The sequence below is a fragment of the Bacillus sp. P4_E1 genome (assembly GCF_056401715.1).
Map to the genome: position 1 here is coordinate 368,670 of NZ_JBFUIV010000003.1, position 26,666 is coordinate 395,335.

The 26,666-nt window shown below is 36.4% G+C and carries 26 protein-coding genes and 4 pseudogenes; 21 read left to right on the forward strand and 9 right to left on the reverse strand.

Annotated features, from left to right (window positions below; genetic code table 11):
* Positions 1–17 precede the first annotated feature (17 nt).
* The 10 genes and pseudogenes from AC1DS7_RS06210 (at position 18) to aceA (ending at position 10,408) form a co-directional block, all read left to right on the forward strand.
* Positions 18–1,286, forward strand: a complete 1,269-nt coding sequence (locus AC1DS7_RS06210) for a M48 family metallopeptidase (protein WP_215588815.1) — start codon at positions 18–20, stop codon at positions 1,284–1,286.
* A 135-nt stretch (positions 1,287–1,421) separates the two neighbouring features.
* Positions 1,422–2,201 (forward strand): annotated as a pseudogene (locus tag AC1DS7_RS06215) (MCP four helix bundle domain-containing protein); the annotation flags it as partial.
* A gap of 156 nt (positions 2,202–2,357) precedes the next feature.
* Positions 2,358–3,149, forward strand: coding sequence for a methyl-accepting chemotaxis protein (locus tag AC1DS7_RS06220; RefSeq protein ID WP_407707571.1), 792 nt, complete (start codon positions 2,358–2,360; stop codon positions 3,147–3,149).
* A gap of 221 nt (positions 3,150–3,370) precedes the next feature.
* On the forward strand, positions 3,371–4,279 hold the full coding sequence (locus AC1DS7_RS06225) for a DMT family transporter (protein WP_429690656.1): 909 nt from the start codon (positions 3,371–3,373) through the stop codon (positions 4,277–4,279).
* A gap of 77 nt (positions 4,280–4,356) precedes the next feature.
* Positions 4,357–5,034, forward strand: a complete 678-nt coding sequence (locus tag AC1DS7_RS06230; RefSeq protein WP_476998849.1) for an S-layer homology domain-containing protein — start codon at positions 4,357–4,359, stop codon at positions 5,032–5,034.
* Between the two features lie 72 nt (positions 5,035–5,106).
* Positions 5,107–5,267: pseudogene (locus AC1DS7_RS06235) on the forward strand (S-layer homology domain-containing protein); the annotation flags it as partial.
* A 388-nt stretch (positions 5,268–5,655) separates the two neighbouring features.
* A complete protein-coding gene (locus AC1DS7_RS06240; protein WP_215588818.1) occupies positions 5,656–6,306 on the forward strand; it encodes an S-layer homology domain-containing protein in 651 nt (216 codons plus the stop codon).
* A 361-nt stretch (positions 6,307–6,667) separates the two neighbouring features.
* Positions 6,668–7,327: an S-layer homology domain-containing protein gene (locus AC1DS7_RS06245; protein WP_098635489.1), complete on the forward strand. Its 660-nt coding sequence runs from the start codon at positions 6,668–6,670 to the stop codon at positions 7,325–7,327.
* A gap of 188 nt (positions 7,328–7,515) precedes the next feature.
* On the forward strand, positions 7,516–9,105 hold the full coding sequence (aceB, locus tag AC1DS7_RS06250; protein ID WP_098635490.1) for a malate synthase A: 1,590 nt from the start codon (positions 7,516–7,518) through the stop codon (positions 9,103–9,105).
* A gap of 25 nt (positions 9,106–9,130) precedes the next feature.
* Positions 9,131–10,408, forward strand: a complete 1,278-nt coding sequence (gene aceA, locus AC1DS7_RS06255) for an isocitrate lyase (RefSeq protein WP_002140795.1) — start codon at positions 9,131–9,133, stop codon at positions 10,406–10,408.
* A gap of 136 nt (positions 10,409–10,544) precedes the next feature.
* Here aceA and AC1DS7_RS06260 read toward each other — a convergent pair whose 3' ends face one another.
* Positions 10,545–11,039 carry a DUF6584 family protein gene (locus AC1DS7_RS06260; RefSeq protein WP_476998850.1) on the reverse strand — a complete coding sequence of 165 codons (495 nt, stop codon included), beginning with the start codon at positions 11,037–11,039 and terminating at the stop codon, positions 10,545–10,547.
* A 275-nt stretch (positions 11,040–11,314) separates the two neighbouring features.
* On the opposite strand from AC1DS7_RS06260, the gene cspA reads away from it, so the two are divergent.
* Together cspA and AC1DS7_RS06270 are read left to right on the forward strand one after the other, a co-directional pair.
* On the forward strand, positions 11,315–11,518 hold the full coding sequence (cspA, locus tag AC1DS7_RS06265; protein ID WP_002011282.1) for an RNA chaperone/antiterminator CspA: 204 nt from the start codon (positions 11,315–11,317) through the stop codon (positions 11,516–11,518).
* 26 nt (positions 11,519–11,544) lie between these two features.
* Positions 11,545–11,806: pseudogene (locus AC1DS7_RS06270) on the forward strand (hypothetical protein).
* A 50-nt stretch (positions 11,807–11,856) separates the two neighbouring features.
* Here AC1DS7_RS06270 and AC1DS7_RS06275 read toward each other — a convergent pair.
* A complete protein-coding gene (locus tag AC1DS7_RS06275; RefSeq protein WP_002011281.1) occupies positions 11,857–12,042 on the reverse strand; it encodes a hypothetical protein in 186 nt (61 codons plus the stop codon).
* Positions 12,043–12,344: 302 nt separating this feature from the next.
* On the opposite strand from AC1DS7_RS06275, the pseudogene AC1DS7_RS06280 reads away from it, so the two are divergent.
* From AC1DS7_RS06280 to AC1DS7_RS06315, 8 genes and pseudogenes are all read left to right on the forward strand, one after another.
* Positions 12,345–12,422: pseudogene (locus tag AC1DS7_RS06280) on the forward strand (RNA-guided endonuclease TnpB family protein); the annotation flags it as partial.
* 49 nt (positions 12,423–12,471) lie between these two features.
* Positions 12,472–13,053 (forward strand): competence protein ComK, encoded by a 582-nt coding sequence (locus tag AC1DS7_RS06285; protein ID WP_002011279.1) that lies wholly within the window; start codon positions 12,472–12,474, stop codon positions 13,051–13,053.
* 334 nt (positions 13,054–13,387) lie between these two features.
* Positions 13,388–13,981 carry a TVP38/TMEM64 family protein gene (locus AC1DS7_RS06290; protein WP_002011278.1) on the forward strand — a complete coding sequence of 198 codons (594 nt, stop codon included), beginning with the start codon at positions 13,388–13,390 and terminating at the stop codon, positions 13,979–13,981.
* 56 nt (positions 13,982–14,037) lie between these two features.
* A complete protein-coding gene (gene lepB / locus AC1DS7_RS06295) occupies positions 14,038–14,601 on the forward strand; it encodes a signal peptidase I (RefSeq protein ID WP_088292275.1) in 564 nt (187 codons plus the stop codon).
* Between the two features lie 117 nt (positions 14,602–14,718).
* Entirely contained in the window at positions 14,719–18,234 is a 3,516-nt protein-coding gene (gene addB / locus AC1DS7_RS06300; RefSeq protein ID WP_476998851.1) for a helicase-exonuclease AddAB subunit AddB, read from the forward strand.
* Positions 18,231–21,956 carry a helicase-exonuclease AddAB subunit AddA gene (gene addA, locus AC1DS7_RS06305; protein WP_088292273.1) on the forward strand — a complete coding sequence of 1,242 codons (3,726 nt, stop codon included), beginning with the start codon at positions 18,231–18,233 and terminating at the stop codon, positions 21,954–21,956. The genes addB and addA overlap by 4 nt, the downstream gene beginning before the upstream one ends.
* Positions 21,957–21,979: 23 nt before the next feature.
* On the forward strand, positions 21,980–22,258 hold the full coding sequence (locus tag AC1DS7_RS06310) for an RNA polymerase alpha subunit C-terminal domain-containing protein (RefSeq protein ID WP_016119807.1): 279 nt from the start codon (positions 21,980–21,982) through the stop codon (positions 22,256–22,258).
* A gap of 215 nt (positions 22,259–22,473) precedes the next feature.
* On the forward strand, positions 22,474–23,181 hold the full coding sequence (locus tag AC1DS7_RS06315) for a DNA alkylation repair protein (RefSeq protein ID WP_016119808.1): 708 nt from the start codon (positions 22,474–22,476) through the stop codon (positions 23,179–23,181).
* A 50-nt stretch (positions 23,182–23,231) separates the two neighbouring features.
* On the opposite strand, the gene gerPF is transcribed toward AC1DS7_RS06315, so the two are convergent.
* From gerPF to AC1DS7_RS06350, 7 genes are all read right to left on the reverse strand, one after another.
* Entirely contained in the window at positions 23,232–23,447 is a 216-nt protein-coding gene (gerPF, locus tag AC1DS7_RS06320) for a spore germination protein GerPF (protein WP_001141570.1), read from the reverse strand.
* Between the two features lie 42 nt (positions 23,448–23,489).
* Positions 23,490–23,876 carry a spore germination protein GerPE gene (locus AC1DS7_RS06325; protein WP_002087037.1) on the reverse strand — a complete coding sequence of 129 codons (387 nt, stop codon included), beginning with the start codon at positions 23,874–23,876 and terminating at the stop codon, positions 23,490–23,492.
* A gap of 14 nt (positions 23,877–23,890) precedes the next feature.
* Entirely contained in the window at positions 23,891–24,085 is a 195-nt protein-coding gene (gene gerPD, locus AC1DS7_RS06330; RefSeq protein ID WP_002087035.1) for a spore germination protein GerPD, read from the reverse strand.
* Positions 24,086–24,091: 6 nt separating this feature from the next.
* The gene (gene gerPC / locus AC1DS7_RS06335; RefSeq protein WP_002087034.1) at positions 24,092–24,706 is read right to left on the reverse strand and encodes a spore germination protein GerPC; all 615 of its coding nucleotides are present in this window, start codon (positions 24,704–24,706) and stop codon (positions 24,092–24,094) included.
* A gap of 67 nt (positions 24,707–24,773) precedes the next feature.
* Positions 24,774–24,980: a spore germination protein GerPB gene (gene gerPB / locus AC1DS7_RS06340; RefSeq protein WP_001012506.1), complete on the reverse strand. Its 207-nt coding sequence runs from the start codon at positions 24,978–24,980 to the stop codon at positions 24,774–24,776.
* Positions 24,981–24,994: 14 nt separating this feature from the next.
* The gene (gerPA, locus tag AC1DS7_RS06345) at positions 24,995–25,216 is read right to left on the reverse strand and encodes a spore germination protein GerPA (protein WP_001111190.1); all 222 of its coding nucleotides are present in this window, start codon (positions 25,214–25,216) and stop codon (positions 24,995–24,997) included.
* Positions 25,217–25,312: 96 nt separating this feature from the next.
* Positions 25,313–25,492, reverse strand: a complete 180-nt coding sequence (locus AC1DS7_RS06350) for an aspartyl-phosphate phosphatase Spo0E family protein (protein WP_002087032.1) — start codon at positions 25,490–25,492, stop codon at positions 25,313–25,315.
* Positions 25,493–25,735: 243 nt separating this feature from the next.
* Here AC1DS7_RS06350 and AC1DS7_RS06355 point away from each other — a divergent pair, with 243 nt between their 5' ends.
* Complete coding sequence (locus tag AC1DS7_RS06355; RefSeq protein WP_002140809.1) at positions 25,736–26,638, forward strand: fumarylacetoacetate hydrolase family protein; 903 nt, start codon at positions 25,736–25,738, stop codon at positions 26,636–26,638.
* The last annotated feature ends 28 nt before the right edge of the window (positions 26,639–26,666 follow it).

Genomic DNA, 26,666 nt, shown 5'->3' on the forward strand with positions numbered 1-26,666 from the left:
ATAGAGGAGGGAATAGCGTGAGGAAAGTTATTGGGTGGTCGCTTTTTTTGTACGTTGGGTTTGCGTTACTTATATATTGGTATTTATTTGGATGGAATCATGAACTCATTCCGGACATGTATAAAGGGACGAGTGCAGATCCAGAAACCTTTATGAATGCGAGGGAGCTTACGCTAAGTCAAGATTATTCGCGTGTGAAAAATTTACTGTTCTTTTTAGCGACGCCTCTTGAATGGATTATTTTATTATTTGTACTCGTGCTCGGTATTTCAAAAAAGTTTGAGAAATGGTCGAAGGAAACGACCAAAATAAATGTCTTACAAGTTGCGATTTATTTCTTTTATTTATCACTACTAACAACAGTTCTTGCATTACCGATGCAATGGATCGGGCGTAAAGTGTCCGTTGATTACGGAATATCTACGCAAAGCACACAAAGCTGGATAAAAGATCATGTCATCGATTTTTGGGTGAACTATGCGACTATGTTACTCATTGTTACGGTTTTGTTATGGCTCATCCGTAAATTCCCGAAGAGATGGTGGCTAGCAGGATGGGCGCTCTCTGTACCATTTACAATCTTTTTAACGTTCGTGCAACCTGTTGTAATTGATCCACTTTATAATGATTTTTCAACGCTGAAAAATAAGGAATTAGAAACGAAAATTTTAGCGATCGCAGATAAAGCTGATATTCCATCTGAACATGTATATGAAGTAAATATGTCGGAAAAAACGAATGCGTTAAATGCATATGTAACAGGAATTGGAAAAAACCTTCGTATTGTAATGTGGGATACAACACTTCAGCAATTAAAAGATAAAGAGATTTTATTTATTATGGCCCATGAAATGGGACATTACGTAATGAAACATATATATTGGGGCGTTGCGAGTTATATTTTCATATCGTTTATAGGTATGTATTTAATTAGTCGTATTTTAAATATGTGTATTCGAAAATGGGGAGATACGCTGCAAATTTCCAAAATGGCATGTTTCTCGATTTTACCTTTATTTTTCTTAATTTCTTCTGTACTATCCTTTGCGTCACAACCAGCAACAAACTACGTTTCTCGTATAGAAGAACGAGCGGCAGATCAATACGCTTTAGATATGACGAAAGATGGAAATTCAGGTGTGAAAACTTTTCAATACTTATCAAAAACAAGTTTAAGCCAAGTAAATCCACCTGCGTTAGTGAAATTTTTCTTATACACACATCCGCCAATTTTTGAAAGAATTCATACATTTGAACAATATGAAAAACAAAAAAACAAGAAGTAGCGATTATGCTACTTCTTTTTTATAGAAATATAAGTTTGGTATTGGGAATATTTATCATTGCTTTTTATTGTGATTTTGTAAATAATAAGCTATAAAATTCTAAAAATCTATATATAAAGGAATAAAGGTGGAAATATGTATTTTTTACAAAATTTAAAAGTGAAACATAAATTATTCTTACTTATCTCATTAGCAGTTTTGGGCATGGCAATTATGAGTTGTGTAGCAATTAATTCTATTAATAAGATTAAGCGCGATACAGAGGTTGTAGTAGATGATTATCAAAATTCTGCAGTTTTATTAGAAGGAATGCTTCGTACACAAAATTCACTAGAATATAACTTACTAGAATTAATTACAACGTCACAAAATGAGGGGACAAATAAAGAAGGGATTATTGGTAATGTTGAAAAGGATCTTAAAAAATATGATTCTTTATTAAAAGAATATGATGATGGCGTTAATTTAAGTAAGCAAGAGGATGAGCTGTTTCAGAAGATGAAGAAATCTTTGCCAAGTTATATGGAGACATATAAGAAGTTGTTTGACAAAGCAAAGGGAACAAATGAATCTCAAATGGTAAACGAATTTCAAAAGGACTTAAAACCGAAGGGAGTAGAGTTAGCTGCTTATGCTGTAGATTTAGAAGAGTATGTTTCAAATTTAGCTGACCAAGTATTTACAGATTCTCAAAAAATGATAGATCGGTCCGTTATTACCTTTATCATTCTTGCAGTAGTTACTACAATCATTATATGTATAGTAAGTTATATTATTAGCAAACTTATAGTTGCTCCTTTACAAACGGTTAGTCGTATGATGGAAAGAGCAAAAGAGGGAGATTTAACTGTACATGGTGATTATAATGCTAAAGATGAATTAGGTATATTAGTAAGTGATTTTAACGAGATGATTGCAGGGCTAAGAACAAATATGCAAGAAGTAGAGAATAATATTCAGCTTTTATTCCAACATGCAGACGGAGTAGTATCTGCATCAGAAGTATCTAGCGGTGCAGCAAAGAAAATCACTATGGATATTGAAGAAGTTGCCAATGGCGCAGAGAGCCAAATGCAAGCAATGGAACAAACTGCGGGTGCGATGGAAGAGTTGACACAAGGAATGCAGAGCATAGTGAATACATCATCCTCTGTAAATGAATTGTCTGCTCAATCAGCATTAGATGCAGAGAGTGGTAACAAATTAATGAAACAAATGATTCAACAGATGGATACAATCCAAAATTCAGTACATAGCGGTGTGAAACAAGTAGAGACTATGAAAGAACAATCAGAAGAAATTGTTAAAATCATTGATGTTATGCAAGGTATTACCTCTCAGATTAACTTATTAGCATTAAATGCCGCAATTGAGGCTGCACGTGCTGGAGAAAGTGGTAGAGGATTTGCAATTGTGGCAGATGAAGTAAGAAAATTAGCAGAACAATCTAGTGATTCTGCAAAACAAATTGAGAAACTTATTATTCAAGTTATGGGAACAACGAACCATACGGTAGACATGATGGGGAAAGTAGATAATGAGGTACAGGCAGGTACACAAGTAGTGATGAATACAGAAAAAGTATTTGGAAAAATCACTGAAAAAGTGCAGCAAGTATCTAATCAAATTCAAACTGTATCTATGTCTACAGATGAAATTGCAGCGAGTAGTGAGGAGATTTCTGCTTCTGCAGAAGACATGGCTCAAATTTCCCAAAGATCATCTGATCGAACTGATAGGGTAAAAGAGTCTATTCATCAGCAAGAAAAATCAGTTCAAGAAATCTCAGTTTCAATTGAGCATCTGCATAGCGTAGCAGGAGGATTAAAGCAGATTGTTTCACAATTTACTCTTCAAAAATAGTATATTTAAGTTTATATATAGTGAAATTCCTCTGAATAAATAGCAAAAAAATCATCCTTTATAAGAAATAAAGGATGATTTTTTTATTATGAAAATTTGGTGTGAACTCTACTTTTTACATTCTATTTTTTTACAGTTTTTCAATTGTGATATATAATGATATATATAATGTTTTTAGAATTTTTAGTTTATAAAGAGATGATTGTAGGGGGAGGAGAAAATTGTTTCATTCAAAATCAATGCCGGCTATAAAAATGATCCTTTCGATGTCTATTTTCGGATCGATTGGATTTTTTTCTGTCCAAACGGGTTTACCATCTTTTGAATTAGTATTTATTCGTTGTATTTGTGCGACTTTATTTTTAACGCTATGTTGGTTTGCAACAGGACAATATAAAAATGAGAAATGGAATAAAAAAGAAATTGTGCAAATATTAGCATGTGGCGTATTTCTCGTTTTTAACTGGGTGTTTTTATTTAAAGCGTTTGAACTCATGTCGATTACAATTGCGATTTCAGTGTATCATCTCGCGCCAATTATCGTATTAATGATCGGTAGTATCCTATTTAAAGAGAGACTTACAGTATTTGCTGTTATGTCCATTGTTATTTGCTTTATCGGCACAGTGTTAGTAGCTGGAGTGGACGGTAGTATGTCGCTTGAGAAATTAATGTCATCTGGAATGGTGTGGGCACTTCTTGCGGCTTTATTTTATGCTTTTACCACGTTACTAGGAAAGGGGATTCAGCATACGAGCGCATATGCGATGACCTTTTTACAAACGTTTTTAGGCATATTTTTATTGCTACCATTCGTAGATTTCGGGAAATTTCAAGGATTAACAGAGATGAACTGGATGATGATCACAGCGACAGGTCTTATACATACTGGGTTTGTATATTACTTGTTTTTTGACAGTTTAAGAGATTTACCGACGAGACTTATTTCTGTATTAGTGTTTTTAGATCCTGCTGTTGCAATTTTGTTAGATACGATCTTTACCGGCTTTAGACCGACTAGTATGCAAATTGTAGGGATTATTCTTATATTTGTAGGAATGGCGTTTACTTTTCGAAAAACGAGGGATGAAAAGGTAGTGGTAAAAGAAAATACGTATTATGAAGTGTGAAAAATTACCTCCTATCGTATTGAGAATTTTCTTATTTTTTGTACAATATAAAAGTAGGAAAATAAAGGAAGAGGCGGATGAGAGAGATGAAAAAGTTATTAAAGATAGCGACATCATTAACTTTAATAGGGGGGATATTTGTTAGCGGTAATATTGTTTCAGCAAATACAGATGGAATTCAACAATCTCCACCTCCACCTGATATTATGCTGATATTTGATGATTTAGCAAATGATCATTGGGCTTATAATGAAATTATGAATTTAGTATATTACCGGATTATGTATGGCTACGGAAATGGGAAATTTGGTGTAGAAGATAATGTAACCCGTGAACAAGCAGCAGCAGTACTGTATCGCGCACTAGATTTGAAACGAAATGTACATATTGAAAATCCATATGGAGATATTGACGGGAAATCAACAATGTTTCCTTATGAAATTTTACACTTAACAAAGATCGGTATTTTTAAAGGAGACGAAAATCAGAACTTCCGTCCAAAAGATACGTTAACTCGTGCGGAACTAGCGCAAATTTTGGTAAAAGCATATAATCTGAAAGCAAAACGACATCATACATTTACAGACGTATCAGAGGATTATTGGGCAAGAGATGCGATTAGTGCGCTGCAATCTAATAACGTTGTAGCAGGAACAGGCGCTGGGAAATTTGAACCTGAAATGCTTGTAACACGCGGACAATTTGCGAAATCCTTAAAAAAGGCAATCGATAATTCGCCAGGGAAAATGGAATAAATAAGAGCTACATTATTATGTAGTAAAAGTGCAAATAGATCATATTTGTACCTTTTGTATGAAAAGTGAAATGACATATCAGAAAATCATTGGGCTAAAGATTTGATTAGCGCCTTACAGTCTAATAAAGCTATAGTTGAAACGGGTAATGGTTTATTTAAAAACTTGTAACCCGTGAACAGTATGCGAAGTTCTTAAATAATGCACTTCATAGATTCTACGCAAACGATTAATCTATGAAGCTCGAAAAAAGCGCAAATATGATATTTGCGCTTTTTTTGTCTATAAAGTGAAATTTTTATAAGTGAAGGACTTGATTAGTAGATAGTAGAATATTGTATATATAACATCTTTGCAAAAGCTTTTGTTTATCCTTTTTGAAAATCAAACAGGGAAACTAGAGCGCAAAGATAAGAATATTTTTTCAAATGATTTGCATGCAATTCAGAATACCAATTGGAATTGAGAGCGAATTGGCTCTCCTAGTAATCTTCAAAATAATAGATGTTAAAAATGCAATATATTACATAGGGCTTGCAAATACAGCATATGTAATATGGGGAAAGAATTTAGTCTATTATGTTCCACTTTTAATAAAGTGGAAATGAAGGAGCGAGGACTATGAAGAAAAAAATGTTCCGTATAATGGCGGCAGCGACTATTATGGGTGGATTATTGGTAAGTGCAAATGTTCCTAACATAAAGGCAGAAGAATATCCTGAAATGATTGTATTTGACGATGTCCCAGTAAACCATTGGGCATATGATTATATTCTAGATGCGGCATATAATAAAATTATGCTAGGTTATGGAAATGGAAAGTTTGGTGTAGGTGATAACGTAACACGTGAACAAGTGGCCGCAGTACTATATCGCGCACTTAATATAAAACATGAAGGACCGTTAAAAAATCCGTATAATGATATTTCTGAAAGATCAACAATGTTTCCAAATGAAATTTTAGCATTAACAGAACGCGGTATTTTTAAAGGTGATGAGAAGGGGAACTTTAGACCTAGAGAAACAATAACACGTGCAGAAGTAGCGCAAGTTCTTACACAGACATATTCCTTTGAAGTGAAGCAACAGCATACATTTAAAGATGTACCAAATAATTACTGGGCGAAAAATGCAATTAGTGCCTTGCAATCTAATAATGTCATAGTAGGAACAGGAAATGGAAAGTTTGAACCTCATAAAATTGTAACACGTGAGCAATATGCAACATTTTTATATAAAGCTATTATTAATTTTAATTTGAAAGATGAATAACATGAAACGGAAGTTTTTAAAAATATAGTACAAGAAAAATAAAATTATATTAATATATCATATTCCTTTAAAAAAAGCGCGGAAATTACGCGCTTTTTTCTTATTTTAAATTGTTTATCTGTATATTTATTCTGCTGTTCATAGTTCGGTGGTTAGTATTTATGGAAAAAACAGGTTAATTATAGTTACTTTTTATGAGGAAAAAGTACGGTTTAGTAACTTTATTGTTAATTAAGTATAAAGATAAGTATGTGAAATACAGTTCACAAATTAGACAAATATTATATGGATAAGTGTATTGTTACTTTTCCATAAATTCTTTATATTAGAAAAAATATGTTTTTTTTAGGGAGAGAATACAGTGAAGAAAAAGATTTTAAAAGTAGCAACAGCTTTAACAATTATGGGTGGAATTGGATTAAGCGGACAAGGTACTACAGCAAATGCTGAAGTAGCTGTGAAACAACAAGCTGCTCCTGTTACATTTAAAGATGTACCAGCAGGACATTGGTCTTATGAAGCAATTCAAACTTTAGCAGAACATGAAATTATGCTTGGTTACGGAAATGGTGTGTTCGGTTTTGGACATAACGTAAATCGTGAACAAGTAGCCGCTTTAATTTATCGCGCACTAGATCTTGATGAACAATTTGGTGAAGATGAGGTATTAGAAAGCCCGTATAATGATATTGTTGATGACAACTCAACGATGTTTCCTTTTGAAGTTTTAGCAGTAACAGAATTAGGTATCTTTACAGGTGACGAGAATGGAAACTTCAGACCAAAAGCTACGTTAACACGTGCAGAAATGGCGCAAGTTCTTACGAAAGCATTTGGGTTACAGGTACAAGGACCAGCAGGATTTAAAGATGTACCAAAGGGACATTGGGCAGAAAATGCGATTAATGCAGTAGGTTCAAATGGTATTTCAGTAGGAGATGGAAAGGGTAACTTCGCTCCGAACATGAAAGTAACACGTGAACAATATGCACAGTTCTTATTTAACTCAATGTTTGAATAAATAATAAAAAAGGAGCCGGTGTTGTATAACACTGGCTTCTTTTTTATGTGTAATGCCGGTGGAAGAATACAGTTTTGTAAAAAAGTGATTAAATTTTCAAAAAAAACTTCCTTTTCTGAAGATTTGTTATATAATATAAAACATAAAATCAAATCTGTTATAATACAGTTTAAGAAGGGGATGCTAATATGTCGACGCAAACTTCACGGGTTACACTGGCCGGAGAAATGTTACCAGCGTACAACGAAATATTGACACCTGAGGCGCTTAGTTTTTTAAAGGAACTGCATGAAAATTTCAATGAACGCCGCACGGAACTTTTAAAAAAGCGTGTGGAGAAACAAAAAAGAATTGATGCAGGGGAGTTTCCTACGTTTTTAGAAGAAACAAAGCATATACGTGAAGGGGATTGGACAATTGCCCAGCTTCCGAAAGATTTAGAGGATCGCCGCGTGGAGATTACTGGGCCGGTGGATAGAAAGATGGTCATTAACGCTTTAAATTCAGGAGCACATCTTTTTATGGCAGACTTTGAAGATTCGAATGCACCAACTTGGAGAAATGCTGTCGAAGGTCAAATTAACTTACGAGATGCGAATAAGGGAACGATTTCACATAAAAATGAAAACGGAAAAGAATATCGTTTAAATAGTAAAACAGCTGTATTAATTGTGCGTCCGAGAGGGTGGCATTTAGAAGAAAAACATATGCAAGTTGACGGCAAGAACATGTCTGGCAGTTTAGTAGATTTTGGTTTGTACTTTTTCCATAATGCGAAGACGCTTTTAGCAAAAGGAAGTGGCCCATACTTTTACTTACCGAAAATGGAAAGTTACTTAGAGGCAAGATTATGGAATGACGTTTTCGTATTCGCTCAAAAGTATATCGGTATTCCGAACGGAACGATTAAAGCGACTGTGTTAATAGAAACGATTCACGCTTCATTTGAAATGGATGAAATTTTGTATGAACTAAGAGATCATTCTGCTGGTTTAAACTGCGGACGATGGGATTATATATTTAGTTTCTTAAAGAGCTTCCGTAATCATAATGAATTTTTACTTCCGGATAGAGCGCAAGTCACGATGACAGCGCCGTTTATGCGCGCGTATTCTTTGAAAGTTATTCAAACGTGTCATCGTCGTAATGCGCCAGCAATCGGAGGGATGGCGGCGCAAATCCCAATTAAAAATGATCCAGAAGCAAATGAGGCAGCTTTCGAGAAAGTGCGTGCTGATAAGGAGCGCGAAGCTTTAGACGGTCATGATGGGACTTGGGTTGCCCACCCGGGACTTGTACCGGTTGCAATGGAAGTATTTAATCACATAATGAAAACGCCAAATCAAATTTTTAGAAAGCGTGAAGGAATACGTGTAACAGAAAAGGATTTATTAGAAGTACCGATGGGAACGATTACAGAAGGTGGTCTTCGCACGAATATTAACGTCGGTATTCAATATATTGCATCTTGGTTAAGCGGGCGGGGAGCAGCTCCAATTTATAACTTAATGGAAGATGCAGCAACAGCAGAAATATCAAGAGCACAAGTATGGCAGTGGATTCGTCATGAGGGTGGAAAGCTAAGTGATGGCCGTAATATCACTTTTAAATTAATGGAAGAATTGAAAGAAGAAGAACTAGCAAAAATAGAAAGAGAGATTGGTAAGGAAGCATTTAATAAGGGGAGATTTGAAGAAGCTACAAAACTGTTTACAAACCTTGTTCGTAATAACGAGTTCATGCCGTTTTTAACATTACCGGGTTATGAAATTTTATAAGAAACAAGAAAAGGGGATGGAACATATGAAAAACGAAAGAATTGATAAATTGCAGGAAAGCTGGGAATTAGATACGCGCTGGAAAGGGATAACACGTCCATATACAGCTGAAGATGTAATTCGTCTGCGCGGATCGATTGATATTGAACATACGTTAGCGCGCTGCGGTGCAGAGAAGCTTTGGAAATCACTTCATACAGAAGATTATATTAATGCACTTGGGGCATTAACAGGAAACCAAGCGATGCAACAAGTGAAGGCTGGATTAAAAGCAATTTATTTAAGCGGTTGGCAAGTAGCGGCAGATGCGAACCTTTCTGGACATATGTATCCTGACCAAAGCTTATACCCAGCGAACAGTGTGCCAGCTGTTGTAAAACGAATTAACCAAACACTTCAACGTGCTGATCAAATTCAGCATATGGAAGGTAACGGTGATACGGATTATTTCGTCCCAATTGTGGCGGATGCTGAAGCTGGGTTTGGTGGACAGTTAAACGTATTTGAATTAATGAAAGGGATGATTGAAGCGGGTGCATCTGGCGTGCACTTTGAAGACCAATTATCTTCAGAGAAAAAATGCGGGCATTTAGGCGGAAAAGTATTATTACCGACGCAAACAGCGGTGCGTAATTTAATTTCGGCACGTCTTGCTGCGGATGTAATGGGTGTACCAACAATTATCGTCGCAAGAACAGATGCAGATGCGGCAGATTTAATTACGAGCGATATCGATCCAGTTGATCAAGAGTTTATTACAGGTGAAAGAACGCCAGAAGGGTTTTATCATACGAAAGCAGGTCTTGATCAAGCAATTGCACGTGGTTTAGCGTATGCGCCGTATGCAGATCTCGTTTGGTGTGAAACGTCGGAGCCAAATTTAGAAGATGCAAAACGCTTTGCGGACGCAATTCATAAGAAATATCCAGGGAAGCTACTTGCTTACAACTGTTCCCCTTCTTTTAACTGGAAACAAAAATTAGATGAAAAAACGATTGCAAGCTTCCAAAAAGAAATTGCATCGTACGGTTATAAATTCCAGTTCGTAACGCTTGCTGGATTCCATTCATTAAATTACGGCATGTTTGAATTAGCGCGTGGTTATAAAGAGCGCGGCATGGCAGCGTACTCTGAATTACAACAAGCAGAGTTCGCAGCAGAGAAATACGGTTACTCTGCAACGCGCCATCAACGCGAAGTAGGAACAGGATACTTTGATGAAGTAGCACAAGTAATTACGGGCGGTACTTCATCAACGACTGCTTTAAAAGGATCTACGGAAGAAGAGCAGTTTACGAAATAAAGGTATAAGTAGGTGCCCCAAAAAATATTTTTGGGGCACTTTTCTTATTTATTATTACGTCGCTGACATTGTTAAACTTTGTCGGAAAGTTGATGTAATTTTATTTGTCGTCGTATTGTGGGACGTTCACTTCTATTTAAAATATCCAATCCAATATAGTGAATATACCAACGATAGCAGTAAAAAGAAGGGATACGAATAATGATAGACAGCCCCATGTAAATAGTTTGTCTTTCCATGTTTCTTCATAATCATCAATTAGTTCCTCTATCACTTTTTTCTGCAATGGCTGTAAGGGACGTTCGGTGTGTAGTCCTGTAATAATGTTACGATCTCCTTTGAATTTTAAAGCACGTACAATATGATAAGAGTCGTTTCCCATCGATTTTTCAAATTGTAGACATGCCGCGTGCATAACATCTGTTTTCTCTTTTTCAAGATACCAATACCGTCCAGCCATTTCTGGGTATTGTAATGTAAAGTAAATGTCACCGAGTTTTTTCCTAAGTGCTAATTCATTCGGATAAGTAGTGATTAATCCGTGTAATCTATCTCTTGCTTTTCCAAGGTTGTTATTTTCAATATCTTTTTCAATTCTCTTTAATGTTTTTTCAGGGATTATTTCTGCCATATACGCCTCCTTATTAGAATAGGTGTGGTTATATTTTATAAGAAATACTAAAATTTAGAAATTTTATTTTTAAAAAGATTGTACATTCTATTTTAAGTGTGTTATGATAATACCAGTTGAATAATTAAATTAAGCAATCCATATATTATCAAATGCCGAAAACAAACGGGAAAAAGTATGTGAGAACTAGTTTATGTTTCGAATTTGATAATGTGTGGATTCTTTTTTTATACATGAAGACTAAATAAAATGTATTTTCGTAGGAGGAAATAATTATGACAGTTACAGGACAAGTAAAATGGTTTAACAACGAAAAAGGCTTCGGTTTCATCGAAGTTCCAGGCGAAAACGATGTATTCGTACATTTCTCTGCAATCGAAACTGATGGTTTCAAATCTTTAGAAGAAGGCCAAAAAGTTAGCTTCGAAATCGAAGATGGCAACCGTGGACCTCAAGCTAAAAACGTAATCAAACTATAATTTTATAGTTTATTATAGAAAAAAGGATGGCTTATGCCATCCTTTTTTTTGTTGTTGAGATATACGATATTTATATTAGTAATAAAGACAGCCTAAAAAGTACGATTGAAGAAATAAAGGTGTACTCGAAAACTTATGAAAATGATAAAGTGACGGTAATTGATTTGAGGAAGTCTCATTCTCGGTATTTAGATCAAGAACCATATATAATCATAGTACAGGTTGAAAGAGATACAGAGAATCTTGAAAGAAAAAATAGTAGGTTTTTTTGAGGGTGAAGAAGAATGAAGGAAATGGCAATCAGTATGTAAAAAGGGCTTTCCGTAAAGGAAGGCCTTTTAGTGTTCTTTCACAGCTTTTTTCTTTTCACGTTTCTTGCATTCTGGACATTTAGATTTACGAAAAGGCTTCGCGAAGAACAGTAAAATAAAAAATAAACCGAATATAATACTCGCTGAATTTTTTACGATAACAATGCTACTATTTTTCATTTGAATTGTTGGATGATCTTGCTTTTCTTCCATGAGAGACCTCCGTATATTTGATTTATATTTTAATTATAGCAAAATTAATTGCTGTAATTATATGAAAAGGGGAATGTGTTAAACATATTACAAATGATATAAATTCTTTTTTCGTATACAGAATCCTCTTTTTATACAGATTATTCCTTTAATATTCGTATATCATTATTAACAGATTTGTATTATATTTGATTTATTATAAGTATTTGTAAAGAATCGTAGAATGTAAAGCATTTCCTTTTCGTAGGTGCTACTATAAAAGGGAAATGAAGAAGGGAAATTAAATAGCAATCGAAAATTAAAAAAAGAGAGGTGAAAAATCTGTTACTAACAAAAGAGCGAGTATAGATAAAAGTATTCTTAGCGTGCAAAAACTACATACTCTAAGGATATACATTTGCCTATATTTGTAGTAGCAGACAGTAGACTATGGAAAGTAAAGTAGAACGTTATGTCGAAAACTATGTTGTAAGCAAAAATACAATGGCCTTACTTCCTGTTGTTCTAGGAGAAAAGAAAGTTGTTACGCGAATTGTAGAAATGGAAGATTCTTTTTTCGTATTTCAAAAGCCTCTTGATATTATAGAGAGAAGTTGCCGGAAGCATGGTTCTAGTTTCTTTGGAAGAAAAGAAGGAACGAAGGAGTTAACTCGTATTACACATAAAGCTCCTATCGCAATTAGCCCGACAGATCAACTTTATTTTTTCCCTACGTATTCTTATTCTCGAAAAGAGTGTGCGTGGTTATCTCATTTTCATATTGAAGATAATAAAGAATTAAAAGATGGAAATCTTATTATTAGATTTATAAATGGTTTCGCTGTGAAACTAGAAATGTCAAAAAGTAGCTTTGAAAATCAGCAAAATCGTACAGCGAAATTGCGGACAGAGTATGAAGATCGTAAGAAAAAACAAGGAAATCCTTGCTTTAAAGAGATTGATAAAAATGAAGAATCTAAATTAACACCAGCATATGAGAAAGTGTATTTTGTGAAGGAAGGCGAAGTGTGAGAGGAAAAGGATGGGGAGACTCATCCTTTTTATTTGTCTGTTTTTGTCGGAAAGTCGATAAAAATCAAATTGTGGTCGATGTATTCAGAAAATCACCAGTGTAATTTCATTTACCGAAAAAATCATCAAAAAATATTGTTTCTCAAACAACCAAACGTACAACAAACCTTGTCGAATATTGAAAGATTATCATAGCATAATAATGAAGGAATTCTAGCGAATGATATGGAAACTTTAATAAATACATCTCCATATGTCGTATCTACCATTTCCTCTTTCATTTAAGCGATGATACAGTAGAGGTAGTAATTAGAGTAAAGGGGTAAAGTGTAGAATGGATTTTCAAACGATCAAAGAGTATTTTTCACCAGAAAATATGGATCATATTGTTGAAAGTTATCGTGCGTTCGGACCGCTTCTCGGTATTGGCTTACCGATGATTGAGGCGCTTATTCCGGCATTGCCACTCATTGTGTTTGTGTTGGCGAATGCTGTTGCATTTGGTTTTTGGTTCGGTTTTCTTTATTCATGGATTGGGTCAGTAATTGGTGCAATGCTTGTATTTTTCATTATTCGTAGCTTTGGAAGAAGTCGTTTCTTTTCTTTTGTAAATAAGCATGAGAGAGTGCGAAAAGCGATGGGATGGATTGAAAGAAAAGGGTTCGCGCCAATCTTTGTTATATTTTGTTTTCCGTTCACACCATCTGCGCTTATAAATGTTGTAGCTGGTTTGTCTCGCATTAGCGTAAAACAGTTTGGACTAGCATTAGCATTTGGAAAGCTTGTTATGATCTTTATTTTAACGTATATCGGTCATGATTTAGTGTCATTTATTCATAAGCCAGTGAAATCGGTTATTGTGGGCGTTGTTATTTTTATTTTATGGTATGTCGGTAAAAAAATTGAAGTAAAGTTAGAACTACATTAGGAAAAGTCTTCTTTGTAAAGATAAGCTTCATCATTAAAGGGCGAGGGGAGAAGCGAATGAAGAAAACTTTGAAAAAAGAAGGGCTAGAGTGGATAAGAACAATTTTAATTGGTGTACTATTAGCTGTATTTTTTCGAACGTTTTTCTTTTCAACGTACGTTGTAGAGGGGAAGTCAATGATGCCGACATTGCAAGATGGAAATATGCTCGTTGTGAATAAGGTGAGTTATCAAGTAGGGGACTTGAATCGATTTGATGTCGTCGTTTTTCATGCGAATAAAAAAGAGGACTATGTAAAGCGAATTATTGGTTTACCTGGGGATCATATCGAATATAAGCATGATAAATTATATATAAACGGACAATTCGTGGAGGAACCTTATTTAGAGACGTATAAGAAAGAGGCGAATGGACGGCAATTAACAGGTGATTTTAAATTAGAAGAATTAACGAAAGAAAAGTTTGTACCACCCGGTTCTATTTTTGTAGTTGGTGACAACCGCCTTGGTAGTTGGGATAGTAGGCACTTCGGCTTTGTGAAAGCTGATACAGTTGTCGGTAAAGTTGATTTACGATATTGGCCGATTCAAGAGGTACAAACGAATTTTTCAAAAGGCTGATATAATAAAATGAAGTATAAGGAAAAGACAAACGAGTATGTTTGTCTTTTTTATCGTCCTATAATACAATTGTGATAGCAAACTAACGTTCGTTATGTAAGTGAAAGGTGGGGTTTCATGTCACTTCGATTTGTGATTGGTAGAGCTGGAAGTGGAAAAAGTACACTTTGTTTACACGAAGTGCAAGAAGAGTTAAAACAGCGCCCAAGAGGGAAAACAATATTATATCTTGTGCCAGAACAGATGACATTCCAAACGCAGCAGGCGTTAATTGGGAGCGAAGATGTAAGAGGTTCTATTCGGGCACAAGTTTTTAGTTTTTCGCGATTAGCGTGGAAGGTGCTGCAAGAAGTTGGCGGAGCGAGTCGTCTTCATATTGATGAAGCTGGTGTACATATGTTGCTTCGTAAAATTGTAGAATCTCGTAAAGATGGATTATCGGTGTTTCAAAAAGCAGCGGAGCAAAACGGTTTCTTTGAACATCTTGGTAGTATGATTGCTGAGTTTAAACGTTACAATGTGACGCCATCTAACGTATATGAAATGTGGCAACAATTAGACACGCATAGCAGTAGTGCAGAGCAAAAGCTGCTAGCGAATAAAGTGTATGATTTACAGTTACTATATGATGATTTTGAACGTGCTTTAATCGGAAAGTATTTAGATTCAGAAGACTACTTACAATTATTAATTGAGAAGCTTTCAGACTCTGAGTATGTAAAAGGCGCGGAAATTTATATAGATGGATTCCATTCATTTTCTCCTCAAGAGCTAGAAATCGTTAGAGGGCTAATGAGATTAGGAACAAGAGTAACAATAACATTAACGATGGATGAAAAAACGTTAGCGCAGCCAGTGAATGAACTAGATTTATTTTATGAAACGACGTTAACGTATGAACGAATAAAACAAGTAGCGCGTGAAGAGAAAATAGAAATTGAAAAAACAATTCCACTTATGGAACAACCGCGTTTTCATTCTCCAGCATTAGCTCATTTAGAAACGCATTATGAAGCGCGTCCGAATGAAAAGTATCATGGTGAAGCGAGTGTAACAATTAGTACAGCAGCTAATTTACGAGCTGAAGTAGAAGGTGTAGCTCGTGAAATTAGAAGACTTGTGGCGGATGAAGACTATCGTTACCGAGATATCGCAGTCCTTCTTCGTAACGGAGAAAGTTATTACGACGTAATGCGAACGTTATTTACGGATTATAATATCCCGCATTTCATCGATGAAAAACGCCCAATGTCACATCATCCGCTAGTAGAATGTATTCGTTCTGCACTCGAGATTATTAGCGGGAATTGGCGTTATGATGCAGTATTTCGCTGCGTGAAAACAGAGCTTTTATATCCATTAGATGTAAGAAAAGAAGCGATGCGCGAAGAGATGGATGAGTTTGAAAACTACTGTTTAGCGTACGGTGTACAAGGGAAGAGATGGACTTCTGAAGATCCGTGGATGTATCGTCGTTATCGTTCTCTTGATGATGCGAGCGAAATGATAACAGACAGTGAGCGTGAAATGGAAGAGAGAATAAATCGACTTCGCGACGTTGTAAGAACGCCAGTTTTTCGTATGCAAAAAAGACTGAAGCGTGCTGGAACAGTTATGCAAATGTGCGAAGCGGTATATTTATTTTTAGAGGAGCTTGACGTTCCGAAAAAACTAGAAGAATTACGTGTTCGTGCAGAAGAAAATGGAGATTTCTTATTTGCGACAGACCATGAGCAAGTATGGGAAGAAGTGATGAATCTTCTTGATACGTTCGTTGAGATGCTTGGCGAAGAGAAGATGTCCCTTTCAATGTTTACGGAGGTTATGTCGACAGGTCTTGAGGCACTTCAATTTGCGAACATTCCGCCGTCACTAGATCAAGTGTTAGTTGCTAATATTGATCATTCTAGATTATCAGATATTAAAGCGACGTTCATTATTGGAGTAAATGAAGGAGTGATTCCAGCAGCGCCTATGGATGAAGGTATGCTTTCTGATGAGGAAAGAAATGTTCTCACCGCTGCAGGTATCGAATTAGCACCAACGACGAGACAAACTTTATTAGAAGAACAGTTCGTTATGTATCAAATGGTGACGAGAGCATCTGAGAAGTTATACATTTCCTGTCCGCTTGCGGATGAAGAAGGAAAGACGTTACTTGCTTCTAGTTTTATTAAGAAAATAAAAAGAATGTTCCCTGATGTGAAAGAATCGTTTATTACGAATGATGTAAATGACTTATCGCGTTCGGAACAAATCTCATATGTAGCAACGCCAGAAGTAACGTTGTCTTATGTCATGCAGCAACTGCAAACGTGGAAGCGATACGGATTTGAAGGGAATTTAGACTTTTGGTGGGACGTATATAACTTCTACGTTACTTCAGATGAATGGAAGCAAAAAAGTAGCCGTGTGTTATCAAGTTTATTCTACCGAAATCGTGCACAGAAACTAAGTACAGATGTAAGTAGGGATTTATATGGAGATACAATTAAGGGAAGCGTTTCTCGTATGGAACTATTTAATCGCTGTGCGTACGCTCATTTTGCTCAGCACGGTTTATCGCTAAGAGAGCGTGATATTTTCAAACTTGATGCGCCAGATATCGGTGAATTATTCCATGCAGCGCTGAAGAGAATTGCAGACAAGCTATTACGTGAAAATCGGACTTGGGCGGATTTATCAATAAAAGAGTGTGAACACCTTTCTGCTTTAGTAATAGAAGAAATTGCACCGTTATTACAAAGACAAATTTTATTAAGTTCGAACCGTCATTTCTATTTAAAGCAAAAACTACAACAAATCATTTTCCGTACGTCACTTATTCTTCGTGAACATGCGAAGTCGAGTGGATTTGTACCAGTTGATTTAGAAGTACCGTTCGGTATGGGCGGGACTGGATCTCTTCCGCCAATGGAATTTGCGTTGCCAAATGGTGTGAAGATGGAAGTGGTTGGCCGTATTGACCGTGTTGATAAGGCGGAAGATGAGAGTGGTACGTTCCTTCGTATTATTGATTATAAATCAAGTTCGAAAGCGTTAGATTTAACAGAAGTGTATTACGGACTCGCACTTCAAATGTTAACGTATTTAGATGTTGTTACTTCAAATGCACATACGTGGATGAAAAAGGGCAGTACTGCATCACCGGCGGGTGTATTGTATTTCCATATTCATAACCCGATTGTTGAGATGAAAGGCGATGCATCTGAAGAAGAAATTGAGAAAGAAATTTTAAAGAAATTTAAAATGAAAGGTCTCGTACTAGGAGATGCTGACGTTGTGCGTTTAATGGATAATAAACTTTCAACAGGAAGCTCTGATATTATTTCTGCTGGTCTGAAAAAAGATGGTAGTTTTAGTGCGCGTTCTAGCATTGCAAGTGAACAAGAGTTTAACGTACTTCAAAAATATGTACACCACTCGTTTGAAAATATCGGAAAAGACATTACAGAAGGTGTTATCGATATTGCTCCTTACAAAAAGGGGAATAAAGCGGCATGTACGTTCTGTAACTTCAAATCTGTTTGTCAATTTGATGAATCACTTGAAGATAACCAATTCCGTACGTTGAAAGATATGAAAGATAGCGAAGCGATGGAGAAAATTAGAGAGGAGGTTGGCGGAGAATGATAGAAAATTGGCCTCAGAAACCAGAAGGTAGTCAATGGACAGATGACCAGTGGAAAGCGGTTGTAGCGAACGGACGTGATATTTTAGTCGCAGCGGCAGCTGGATCAGGGAAAACAGCGGTATTAGTTGAACGTATTATTAAAAAGATTATAAGTGAGGAAAATCCAGTCGATGTCGACCGCCTGCTCGTTGTAACATTTACGAATGCAGCAGCGCAAGAAATGAAAAATCGAATTGGGGAAGCGTTAGAAAAAGTATTAATTGATGGGCCAGGTTCACAGCATATAAGAAAGCAGCTTAGCTTATTAAATAAAGCTTCCATTTCTACAATTCATTCATTTTGTTTACAAGTTATTAGAGGATATTATTACATGCTTGATGTCGATCCTCGTTTTCGTATTGCGAACCAAACAGAAAATGAGTTATTAAAAGAAGAAGTGCTAGATGACATATTAGAAGAAGAATATGGAATCGAAGATAATAGTATTTTCTTTGAACTAGTTGATCGTTATACGAGTGACCGTAGTGACGATGACTTACAACGAATGATTTTAGCGCTTCATACAGAATCAAGAGCGCATCCAAACCCGGAGAAGTGGCTTGATAAATTAGTAGAAGCATACGACGTTGAAGGAAAGACGATTGAAGATTTAGTGTACGCTTCTTACTTATTAGAAGATGTGAAGTTTCAGCTTGAAACAGCGGAAAAGCATATTCGTAAGGCGACTGAACTCGCAATGCTTCCTGATGGTCCAGCGCCTCGCGTTGAAACTTTACAAGCGGATTTAGCTTTACTTGGAACGTTATCCTCAGCAGCTCGTGGATCGTGGACAAGCGTTTATGAAGCGATGCAAAATGTATCGTGGCAAACGTTAAAGCGTATTAAAAAAAGTGATTACAACGAAGATGTTGTAAAACAAGTAGATTCTCTTCGTAATAAAGCGAAAGATGAAGTGAAGAAATTACAAGAAGAGCTATTTAGCCGCAGACCCGAAAGTTTCTTACGAGATTTTCAAGATATGCATCCTGTATTAGAAAAACTCGTGAAGCTTGTAAAAGTATTTACAGAGCGTTTCCAAGCGATTAAGCGAGATAAAGGAATGGTCGATTTCACAGATTTAGAGCATTTCTGTTTGCAAATTTTAAGCGAGCAAAGTGAAGGCGGTGAAATGAAGCCGTCAGCAGTAGCACTTCAATATCGTAATAAATTTGCTGAAGTACTAGTTGATGAATATCAAGATACGAACTTCGTACAGGAATCAATTATTAAATTCGTAACGAAAGATTCTGAGAGTGAAGGAAACTTGTTCATGGTTGGTGACGTAAAACAGTCGATTTACCGTTTCCGACTAGCAGAGCCTGGTTTATTCTTAGGAAAATATAAACGTTTCACACAAGAAGGATCGGGCGGCGGAATGAAGATTGACTTAGCGAAAAACTTCCGTAGCCGTCATGAAGTGCTAGCAGGTACGAACTTTATTTTCAAACAAATTATGGGCGAAGAAGTCGGCGAAATCGATTATGATGCTGATGCTGAATTAAAGCTAGGTGCTAGCTATCCAGAAGGTGAAGATGTAGCGGCAGAGCTATTATGTATTCAGCAAACTGAGGAAGAAGTGCAAGACGGTGAAGAAGGTGCCGAAGTAGAAAAAGCGCAGCTTGAAGCTCGTCTTATGGCGCAGCGTATTAAAGCAATGGTCGATTCAGGCTATGCAGTGTATGATCGTAAAACTGATAGTATGCGCCCAGTGCAATATCGTGATTTCGTTATTTTACTTCGCTCCATGCCATGGGCGCCGCAAATTATGGAAGAGTTAAAACTACAAGGAATTCCGGTATATGCTGACCTTGCGACTGGTTACTTTGAAGCGACAGAAGTAAATATTATGATGAACGTATTCCGCGTCATTGATAACCCGATGCAAGATATTCCGCTTGCAGCTGTACTTCGTTCACCGATCGTTGGACTAAATGACGAAGAACTTGCGACGCTTCGTGCTCATGGAAAGAAAGGCTCGTTTTATGAAGTGATGAGCTCATTCTTAAAGGGAGCGCCGCTTGAAGAAGAACAAGAACTGCATGATAAATTAGAGTGGTTTTATAACTTACTGCAAGGGTGGCGTGAATTTGCGCGACAACAATCACTTTCCGATTTAATTTGGAAAGTGTACGGTGAGACAGGCTATTACGACTTTGTCGGCGGTTTACCAGCCGGAAAGCAAAGGCAGGCAAACTTACGCGTACTATATGATCGCGCAAGACAATATGAAGCAACATCGTTTAGAGGATTATTCCGCTTCTTGCGCTTTATTGAGCGTATTTTAGAACGCGGAGATGATATGGGAACGGCGAGAGCCCTCGGAGAACAAGAAGATGTTGTTCGCATTATGACGATTCATAAAAGTAAAGGGCTAGAGTTCCCAGTCGTATTTGTAGCTGGACTTGGTCGCCGTTTTAATACACAAGATTTAATGAAGCGTTTCTTACTTCATAAAGATTTCGGTTTCGGTTCACAATTTATCGATCCTCGTAAACGAATTAAATATACAACATTATCGCAACTAGCGATTAAGCGTAAAATGAAGATGGAATTAATTGCGGAAGAAATGCGCGTACTATACGTAGCGTTAACACGTGCAAAAGAGAAGTTAATTTTAATTGGAACAGTTAAAGATGCAAATAAAGAAATGGAAAAATGGCTCGATGCAAGAGAGCATAGTGAATGGTTATTACCAGACCATATACGCGCTGGAGCGTCTTGCTACTTAGACTGGATTGCACCTTCCTTATATAGACACCGTGATAGTGAAATGCTTCTTGAATTAGGACAAGGAAATATTCCAGGCGAAATTTATGAATATAGTGCTAGCTGGAAAGTAGAAGTTGTTGAAGGAAAAGATTTACTTGCACCAGAACCAGTTCAAGAAGAGAAACAAGAGTTATTAGAAGCGCTTCGTGATAAAAAAGCTGTTCCGTTAGAAAGTGAACGGAAAGAAGAAGTGTACGACAGATTGATGTGGGAATACGGGTATGCGGACGCGACATCTCACCGTGCGAAACAGTCTGTTACAGAAATAAAGAGAAATTATCAATCTGAAGAAGGTAGCGATAACGCCTTTATTAAAAAACTTCGTGCACCAATTAAAACACGTCCGCGCTTTATGGAGAAAAAAGGGCTAACATACGCAGAGCGAGGGACAGCAGTCCATGCCGTTATGCAGCATGTAGATTTGAAGAAACCAATTACGATTGAAGTTCTTCAAGAACAAATTGCAAGAATGGTAAATAAAGAACTATTAACATTTGAACAAGCTGAAGAAATAGCGATTGAAAAGGTAATTTCATTCTTTGACAGTGACTTAGGTAAAAGGGTATTAGCAGCAAAAAGTGTTGAGCGCGAAGTACCATTTACGATGATGCTTTCAGCAGAAGAAGCGTATCAAGATTGGCAAGGGAAGAAAGGCGAATCAATACTTGTCCAAGGGGTTATCGACTGCATGATCGAAGAGGAAGACGGAATTACTTTAATCGACTTTAAAACAGATACGATTGAAGGAAAGTTCCCAGGCGGATTTGATCAAGCGAAACCAATTTTAGAAGACCGATACAAAGTACAGCTTTCACTATATGCAAAAGCACTCGAGAAAAGCTTAAAACATCCTGTGAAAGAGAAATGTTTATATTTCTTTGATGGAAATCATGTTGTAAATATTGACGAATAGAGCTTAGAAAGGGGTTATGGATTATGGCGACGTTAAGAACTTGTGATCAAGGACACGAGTACTACAAAAATAGCGATTGTCCAACTTGCCCAACCTGTGAGAAAGAGAGAAAGCCAAAAGAAGGCTTTCTTTCTCTTCTTTCAGCACCAGCAAGGCGAGCGTTAGAGCACCATGGAATAACGACTGAAGCAGAACTTTCAAAGAATAGTGAAAAAGAAATTTTGAAACTGCACGGTATAGGGCCAGCATCTTTACCTAAATTGAGAGCGGCTTTAGAAGATAAGGGATTATCATTTAAATAAAAAAACTAATCATTAGCGGGGAGTAGCATCTTCATTAATGATTAGTTTTTATAATCGGTATTAATTAGCTAGATAAACGCGTATAACGAAATCCCATTTTGAAAATCATAAATCGATGGACAAAACGCTTTAACAGATGAATTTATGAAGTGTAGAGAACTTGATAAAGAATATAAGTGAATTGATTATAATAGTAAGGAAGGAAGTGCAACACGATGGATTTTGAAACAGTAATGCAAGAGCTTGAAATTCTCGGCAAGGAACGAACTAAAAAAATATACATATCTAATGGTGCAAAGGAGCCACTTTTTGGCGTAGCTACAGGTGCTATGAAACCAATCGCGAAGAAAATAAAAATCAATCAAAGTTTAGCTGAAGAGCTTTATGCTACAGGTAACTATGATGCGATGTACTTTGCAGGCATTATTGCAGATCCAAAAACTATGAAAGAATCGGATTTTGATCGTTGGATGGATGGGGCGTACTTTTATATGCTGTCCGATTATGTGGTAGCAGTAACTTTATCAGAGTCAGATTTTGCACAAGACGTTGCTGATAAATGGATTGCAAGTGGTGACGAGCTAAGAATGTCCGCGGGCTGGAGTTGCTACTGCTGGCTTTTAGGGAATCGAAAAGACCATGAATTTTCCGAAAGTAAGATTACCAATATGCTAGAAGTTGTGAAAAATACAATTCACGATGCGCCAGAACGAACGAAATCCGCTATGAATAATTTTCTAAACACCGTGGGGATTTCATATGTGCCGCTACATGAAAAGGCAGTTGAAACCGCAAAGGAAGTAGGCATAGTAGAACTAAAACGGGACAACAAGAAAAGCAGTTTTCTAAACGCTTACGAAAGTATTCATAAAGGACTTGATAGAGGAAGACTGGGGTTCAAACGTAAATATGTAAGGTGTTAAAAAACAGAAGGAAAAGCATTAGCTCTATACAAGAAGAGCTAATGCTTTTTTTACGCTGTTCCAATTTGATCTTGGTCTGCAACGTCCGAATCGAATGTATTTGTTGCACTAACGCCGCTAAAAGTGTTAACGACAAATCCGACATTGGAAGCCCCAGATCCGTTATAAGCTTTCGTATTTTCTTTCGGAGACACGTTATAAAAATCTCCTAAGTTGAAAGAGCCGTTACTGTTTTGAACGACGAGATTTCCTACAACCGAAGGCATACCATCCACCTACTTTACTAAGCTTTTTAATTACTATATGAATTATTTAGAGGAAGGTTCATCAGTAATAAATTGGCGGATTTGTAGCGTACGAGAATTATTAAAAACATAGTCAACATTGCCGATTTGGAAGCACGCGGAATTTAAAAGCGTTCGCAAGTGAACATCATTTACTTCAATAAAAGGGCACTCATTTACAATATTTAGTTTTACATCTGTTGTTCGCTTTGGAATTGTAATGTACTCATCTGTAAAGATTTCAAACGCATCAAAACGACCTTCACCTTTTATATAACAAGGGATTTCTCGATGAACGATAAGCGCTCTATTTTTTAATTCTATTTGATTAGCATCCCCGGCCTGGAAGACAGCTGCAACCCCCATAGAAATGATAGAAACATTTTGTACAACTGAAGTATGACGGAGCATAATTTTTCCTCTCCTCAACCTGGAGTCGGAGGGACATCTGTTACTAATGGTACAAATGGTCCCTCTGTAACGGATTCGAATGGCGTATCAAGAATAGAAGAAAGGATGAGAAGGTTAGCATCTCCAATTAAAAATAATGCGGAAGAAGAAACCCCGGTCATTTTAATCTGCCCTACTTTTAACTCGCGGTTCACAACATTTAAATTCATACATACTCACTCCTTTCGGAAATTACCCGGTATGTGTTGAATAAAGGAAAGGAACGCCTTGTCAATATCTTGTTTCATCGCTTGAATAATGACGTCTCGTAAATAATCGGGATCTGAGGAAATACCCTCATACGATTGAACTTGTGATAAATAATATGGAAGTCTATGTTCCATCTGTTTTTTTATGTCATCCACCATCATTTGTCGATACATCTCATCAAGCGGCGTTCTCTCTTCTTGTTCAAAATGGAGAATTCGACTATATGCTTCTTCATCTAAATAGCGATGCATTTCTTGAAGGATACCTTGATAAAAATCTGGATTTGTTTCTGTTTCAGGATTTACTTTTAATGTTTCTGTATCCACTTGAAAATCTTCAATTTGTTGCCCTTTTGTTGAAAATGGATTCAAGCCAATATTTAAAGTGCCGTTTAAATTTTCTACTTTTAATTGATCGAATTTATATTCCACTTTTCCTATAGAAGAGGAGGGACGACTTTTTAACTCATTAAGCTCTTCTTGTAGTAGGCGAACTTGCTCTTCAAGATTTAGAATAGTTTGCTGCTGTATTTGGAGAGCTTGTTGAAGTTGGTGTAGGTAAGTATATATATCTTGATTCATTTGTGAAACCTCCTTTTCAATAGGGAGGGGAAATATATTCCTGCTATATATTTATGACAAGGATACCTTAAGAAGAACTAGTTGATGGTTTGATGGAAATAATTTGTCCTTTCGCCTGTAATGGACGAAGAGGTTCTGTAAATCCGCCAGAATTTGAGAATTTAGAAAGAGCTTTAATACTACCTGCAGTTCCAATTTGAAAAACGGAAGAGGTCGTAATGCTATCGATTTTAATGCTGTTAATGATGATACTTTGGTTCACATAAAAATTCAATGCAATCGCCCCCTTTAGTTCGAACCAATTATTGCTTGATCAATTACATCTGAATCATTGACGGTCGTTGAGCTTTGATAATTGTAGACAGAGACGTTATCCCCAACATTAAATGAACCGGCTCCGGCAAAAGCGCGTGAATAACTAATAGGCCTAATCGCAAATACATCTCCAATATGAAAAATACCACTTGATCCAATGTTAACGATACGAATATGTCCGACCATAGCTGGCATACAAAACACCTTTCGTTTTTAAAATTTTCTTTTCTACTATTGTATGGGCGTTTTCAATAAAATGTGTATTTTTTCGAAATAAAAGAAACACATACGTTATTGCGTATGTGTTTCGAACATTTGAGTATGTGTGCAATCTGTATGTATAGGCCAAACAACATTTAAGAGCCTGTCCAATTCCTGGCTACAATCTACTGTTTTTTGAGAAGTCATTCCGTAGCGTTCAGCAAAATAGATCATTTTTTCGCGTTTTTTTTCGATAGCTTGCTCAAACATTGAAATCGGCTCCATCTCTCAATAAATTTTATGTATATATGTAGTACATATTATACAAAAATCCCATAAAAAAGAAACATCTTCGCTAAAAAAAGTATAATTTCTACATTTTATGTCAAATAACGGATGAGGAACAAATATAAGAATGGTTGAATATTGTAAAAATTAGCGTGTATAAGAAGGTTTTTTTCTTAAGGATGCGAATACAATTATAGGGTATGAGTTTTAGGATGGAGAGTGGAAATGTTGCGTTTTGTAACGGCGAAGAAAGAAGAAAAAGTATTTGTAGGTATTGTGGATGAAGAGGAAGAAAAGGTATTACATTTAAGAGAAGCGCAAAGACAAAAAGGGGAAAAGGTTACTATCCCAATTACCATGTTAGAGTGTATTGAAAGAGGAAGCGAATGTCTTGAGAAAGTGTACGATATTGTAAATTGGGCGAAGGAAAATGCGGGATCGGCGTATTATCCGTTAGCAGAGGTGAAAATATTAGCACCGATTCCAAGGCCGAGAAAAAATATTCTTTGTGTTGGAAAGAACTATCGTGAGCATGCGGTAGAAATGGGCGGAGTAGAGTCTATCCCTGAAAATATAATGATTTTTACAAAGGCGCCAACAACAGTGATTGGAATTGATGAGCAAATTAATGGTCACCCTCACGCGACGAATGAACTTGATTACGAAGGTGAACTAGCAATCGTTATCGGTAAGCGAGGGAAACAAATAAAAATAGAAAAAGCTCTTGATCATGTTTTTGGATATACAGTTATAAATGATGTAACTGCTCGGGATATTCAAAGGAAACATAAACAATTTTTCCTAGGGAAAAGTTTCGATACATTTTGTCCGATGGGACCGTATTTAATTCATAAATCGATGGTTAGAACGCCGAATGCATTACACGTTGAAACAGTGGTAAATGGAGAAGTAAGGCAAACTTCAAATACGAGAGAAATGATTTTTTCAGTAGAAGAAATTATTTCAACTATAAGTAAAGGCATGACATTAGAGCCAGGAGATATCATTGCAACAGGGACACCAGCTGGTGTTGGTAAAGGTTTTACACCACCGAAGTTTTTACATGCTGGTGATGAAGTTGTTATTACAGTAGAGGGAATTGGTACGCTTAGAAATATTGTGAAATGAAAAAAGAGCTATCTTGTGAAAAGATAGC

Coding starts and splice junctions, on each gene's coding strand:
- AC1DS7_RS06325 (WP_002087037.1), bottom strand. CDS start 23,876: ATGCTCCGTCATACTTCAGTTGTACAAAATGTTTCTATCATTTCTATG.
- AC1DS7_RS06310 (WP_016119807.1), top strand. CDS start 21,980: ATGGCGACGTTAAGAACTTGTGATCAAGGACACGAGTACTACAAAAAT.
- aceB (WP_098635490.1), top strand. CDS start 7,516: ATGTCGACGCAAACTTCACGGGTTACACTGGCCGGAGAAATGTTACCA.
- AC1DS7_RS06290 (WP_002011278.1), top strand. CDS start 13,388: ATGGATTTTCAAACGATCAAAGAGTATTTTTCACCAGAAAATATGGAT.
- AC1DS7_RS06240 (WP_215588818.1), top strand. CDS start 5,656: ATGAAGAAAAAAATGTTCCGTATAATGGCGGCAGCGACTATTATGGGT.
- cspA (WP_002011282.1), top strand. CDS start 11,315: ATGACAGTTACAGGACAAGTAAAATGGTTTAACAACGAAAAAGGCTTC.
- AC1DS7_RS06275 (WP_002011281.1), bottom strand. CDS start 12,042: ATGGAAGAAAAGCAAGATCATCCAACAATTCAAATGAAAAATAGTAGC.
- gerPF (WP_001141570.1), bottom strand. CDS start 23,447: ATGCCTTCGGTTGTAGGAAATCTCGTCGTTCAAAACAGTAACGGCTCT.
- aceA (WP_002140795.1), top strand. CDS start 9,131: ATGAAAAACGAAAGAATTGATAAATTGCAGGAAAGCTGGGAATTAGAT.
- gerPC (WP_002087034.1), bottom strand. CDS start 24,706: ATGAATCAAGATATATATACTTACCTACACCAACTTCAACAAGCTCTC.
- addB (WP_476998851.1), top strand. CDS start 14,719: ATGTCACTTCGATTTGTGATTGGTAGAGCTGGAAGTGGAAAAAGTACA.
- lepB (WP_088292275.1), top strand. CDS start 14,038: ATGAAGAAAACTTTGAAAAAAGAAGGGCTAGAGTGGATAAGAACAATT.
- gerPD (WP_002087035.1), bottom strand. CDS start 24,085: ATGAATTTAAATGTTGTGAACCGCGAGTTAAAAGTAGGGCAGATTAAA.
- gerPA (WP_001111190.1), bottom strand. CDS start 25,216: ATGCCAGCTATGGTCGGACATATTCGTATCGTTAACATTGGATCAAGT.
- AC1DS7_RS06315 (WP_016119808.1), top strand. CDS start 22,474: ATGGATTTTGAAACAGTAATGCAAGAGCTTGAAATTCTCGGCAAGGAA.
- AC1DS7_RS06230 (WP_476998849.1), top strand. CDS start 4,357: ATGAGAGAGATGAAAAAGTTATTAAAGATAGCGACATCATTAACTTTA.
- AC1DS7_RS06285 (WP_002011279.1), top strand. CDS start 12,472: ATGGAAAGTAAAGTAGAACGTTATGTCGAAAACTATGTTGTAAGCAAA.
- AC1DS7_RS06355 (WP_002140809.1), top strand. CDS start 25,736: ATGTTGCGTTTTGTAACGGCGAAGAAAGAAGAAAAAGTATTTGTAGGT.
- AC1DS7_RS06220 (WP_407707571.1), top strand. CDS start 2,358: ATGCAAGCAATGGAACAAACTGCGGGTGCGATGGAAGAGTTGACACAA.
- addA (WP_088292273.1), top strand. CDS start 18,231: ATGATAGAAAATTGGCCTCAGAAACCAGAAGGTAGTCAATGGACAGAT.
- AC1DS7_RS06260 (WP_476998850.1), bottom strand. CDS start 11,039: ATGGCAGAAATAATCCCTGAAAAAACATTAAAGAGAATTGAAAAAGAT.
- AC1DS7_RS06350 (WP_002087032.1), bottom strand. CDS start 25,492: ATGTTTGAGCAAGCTATCGAAAAAAAACGCGAAAAAATGATCTATTTT.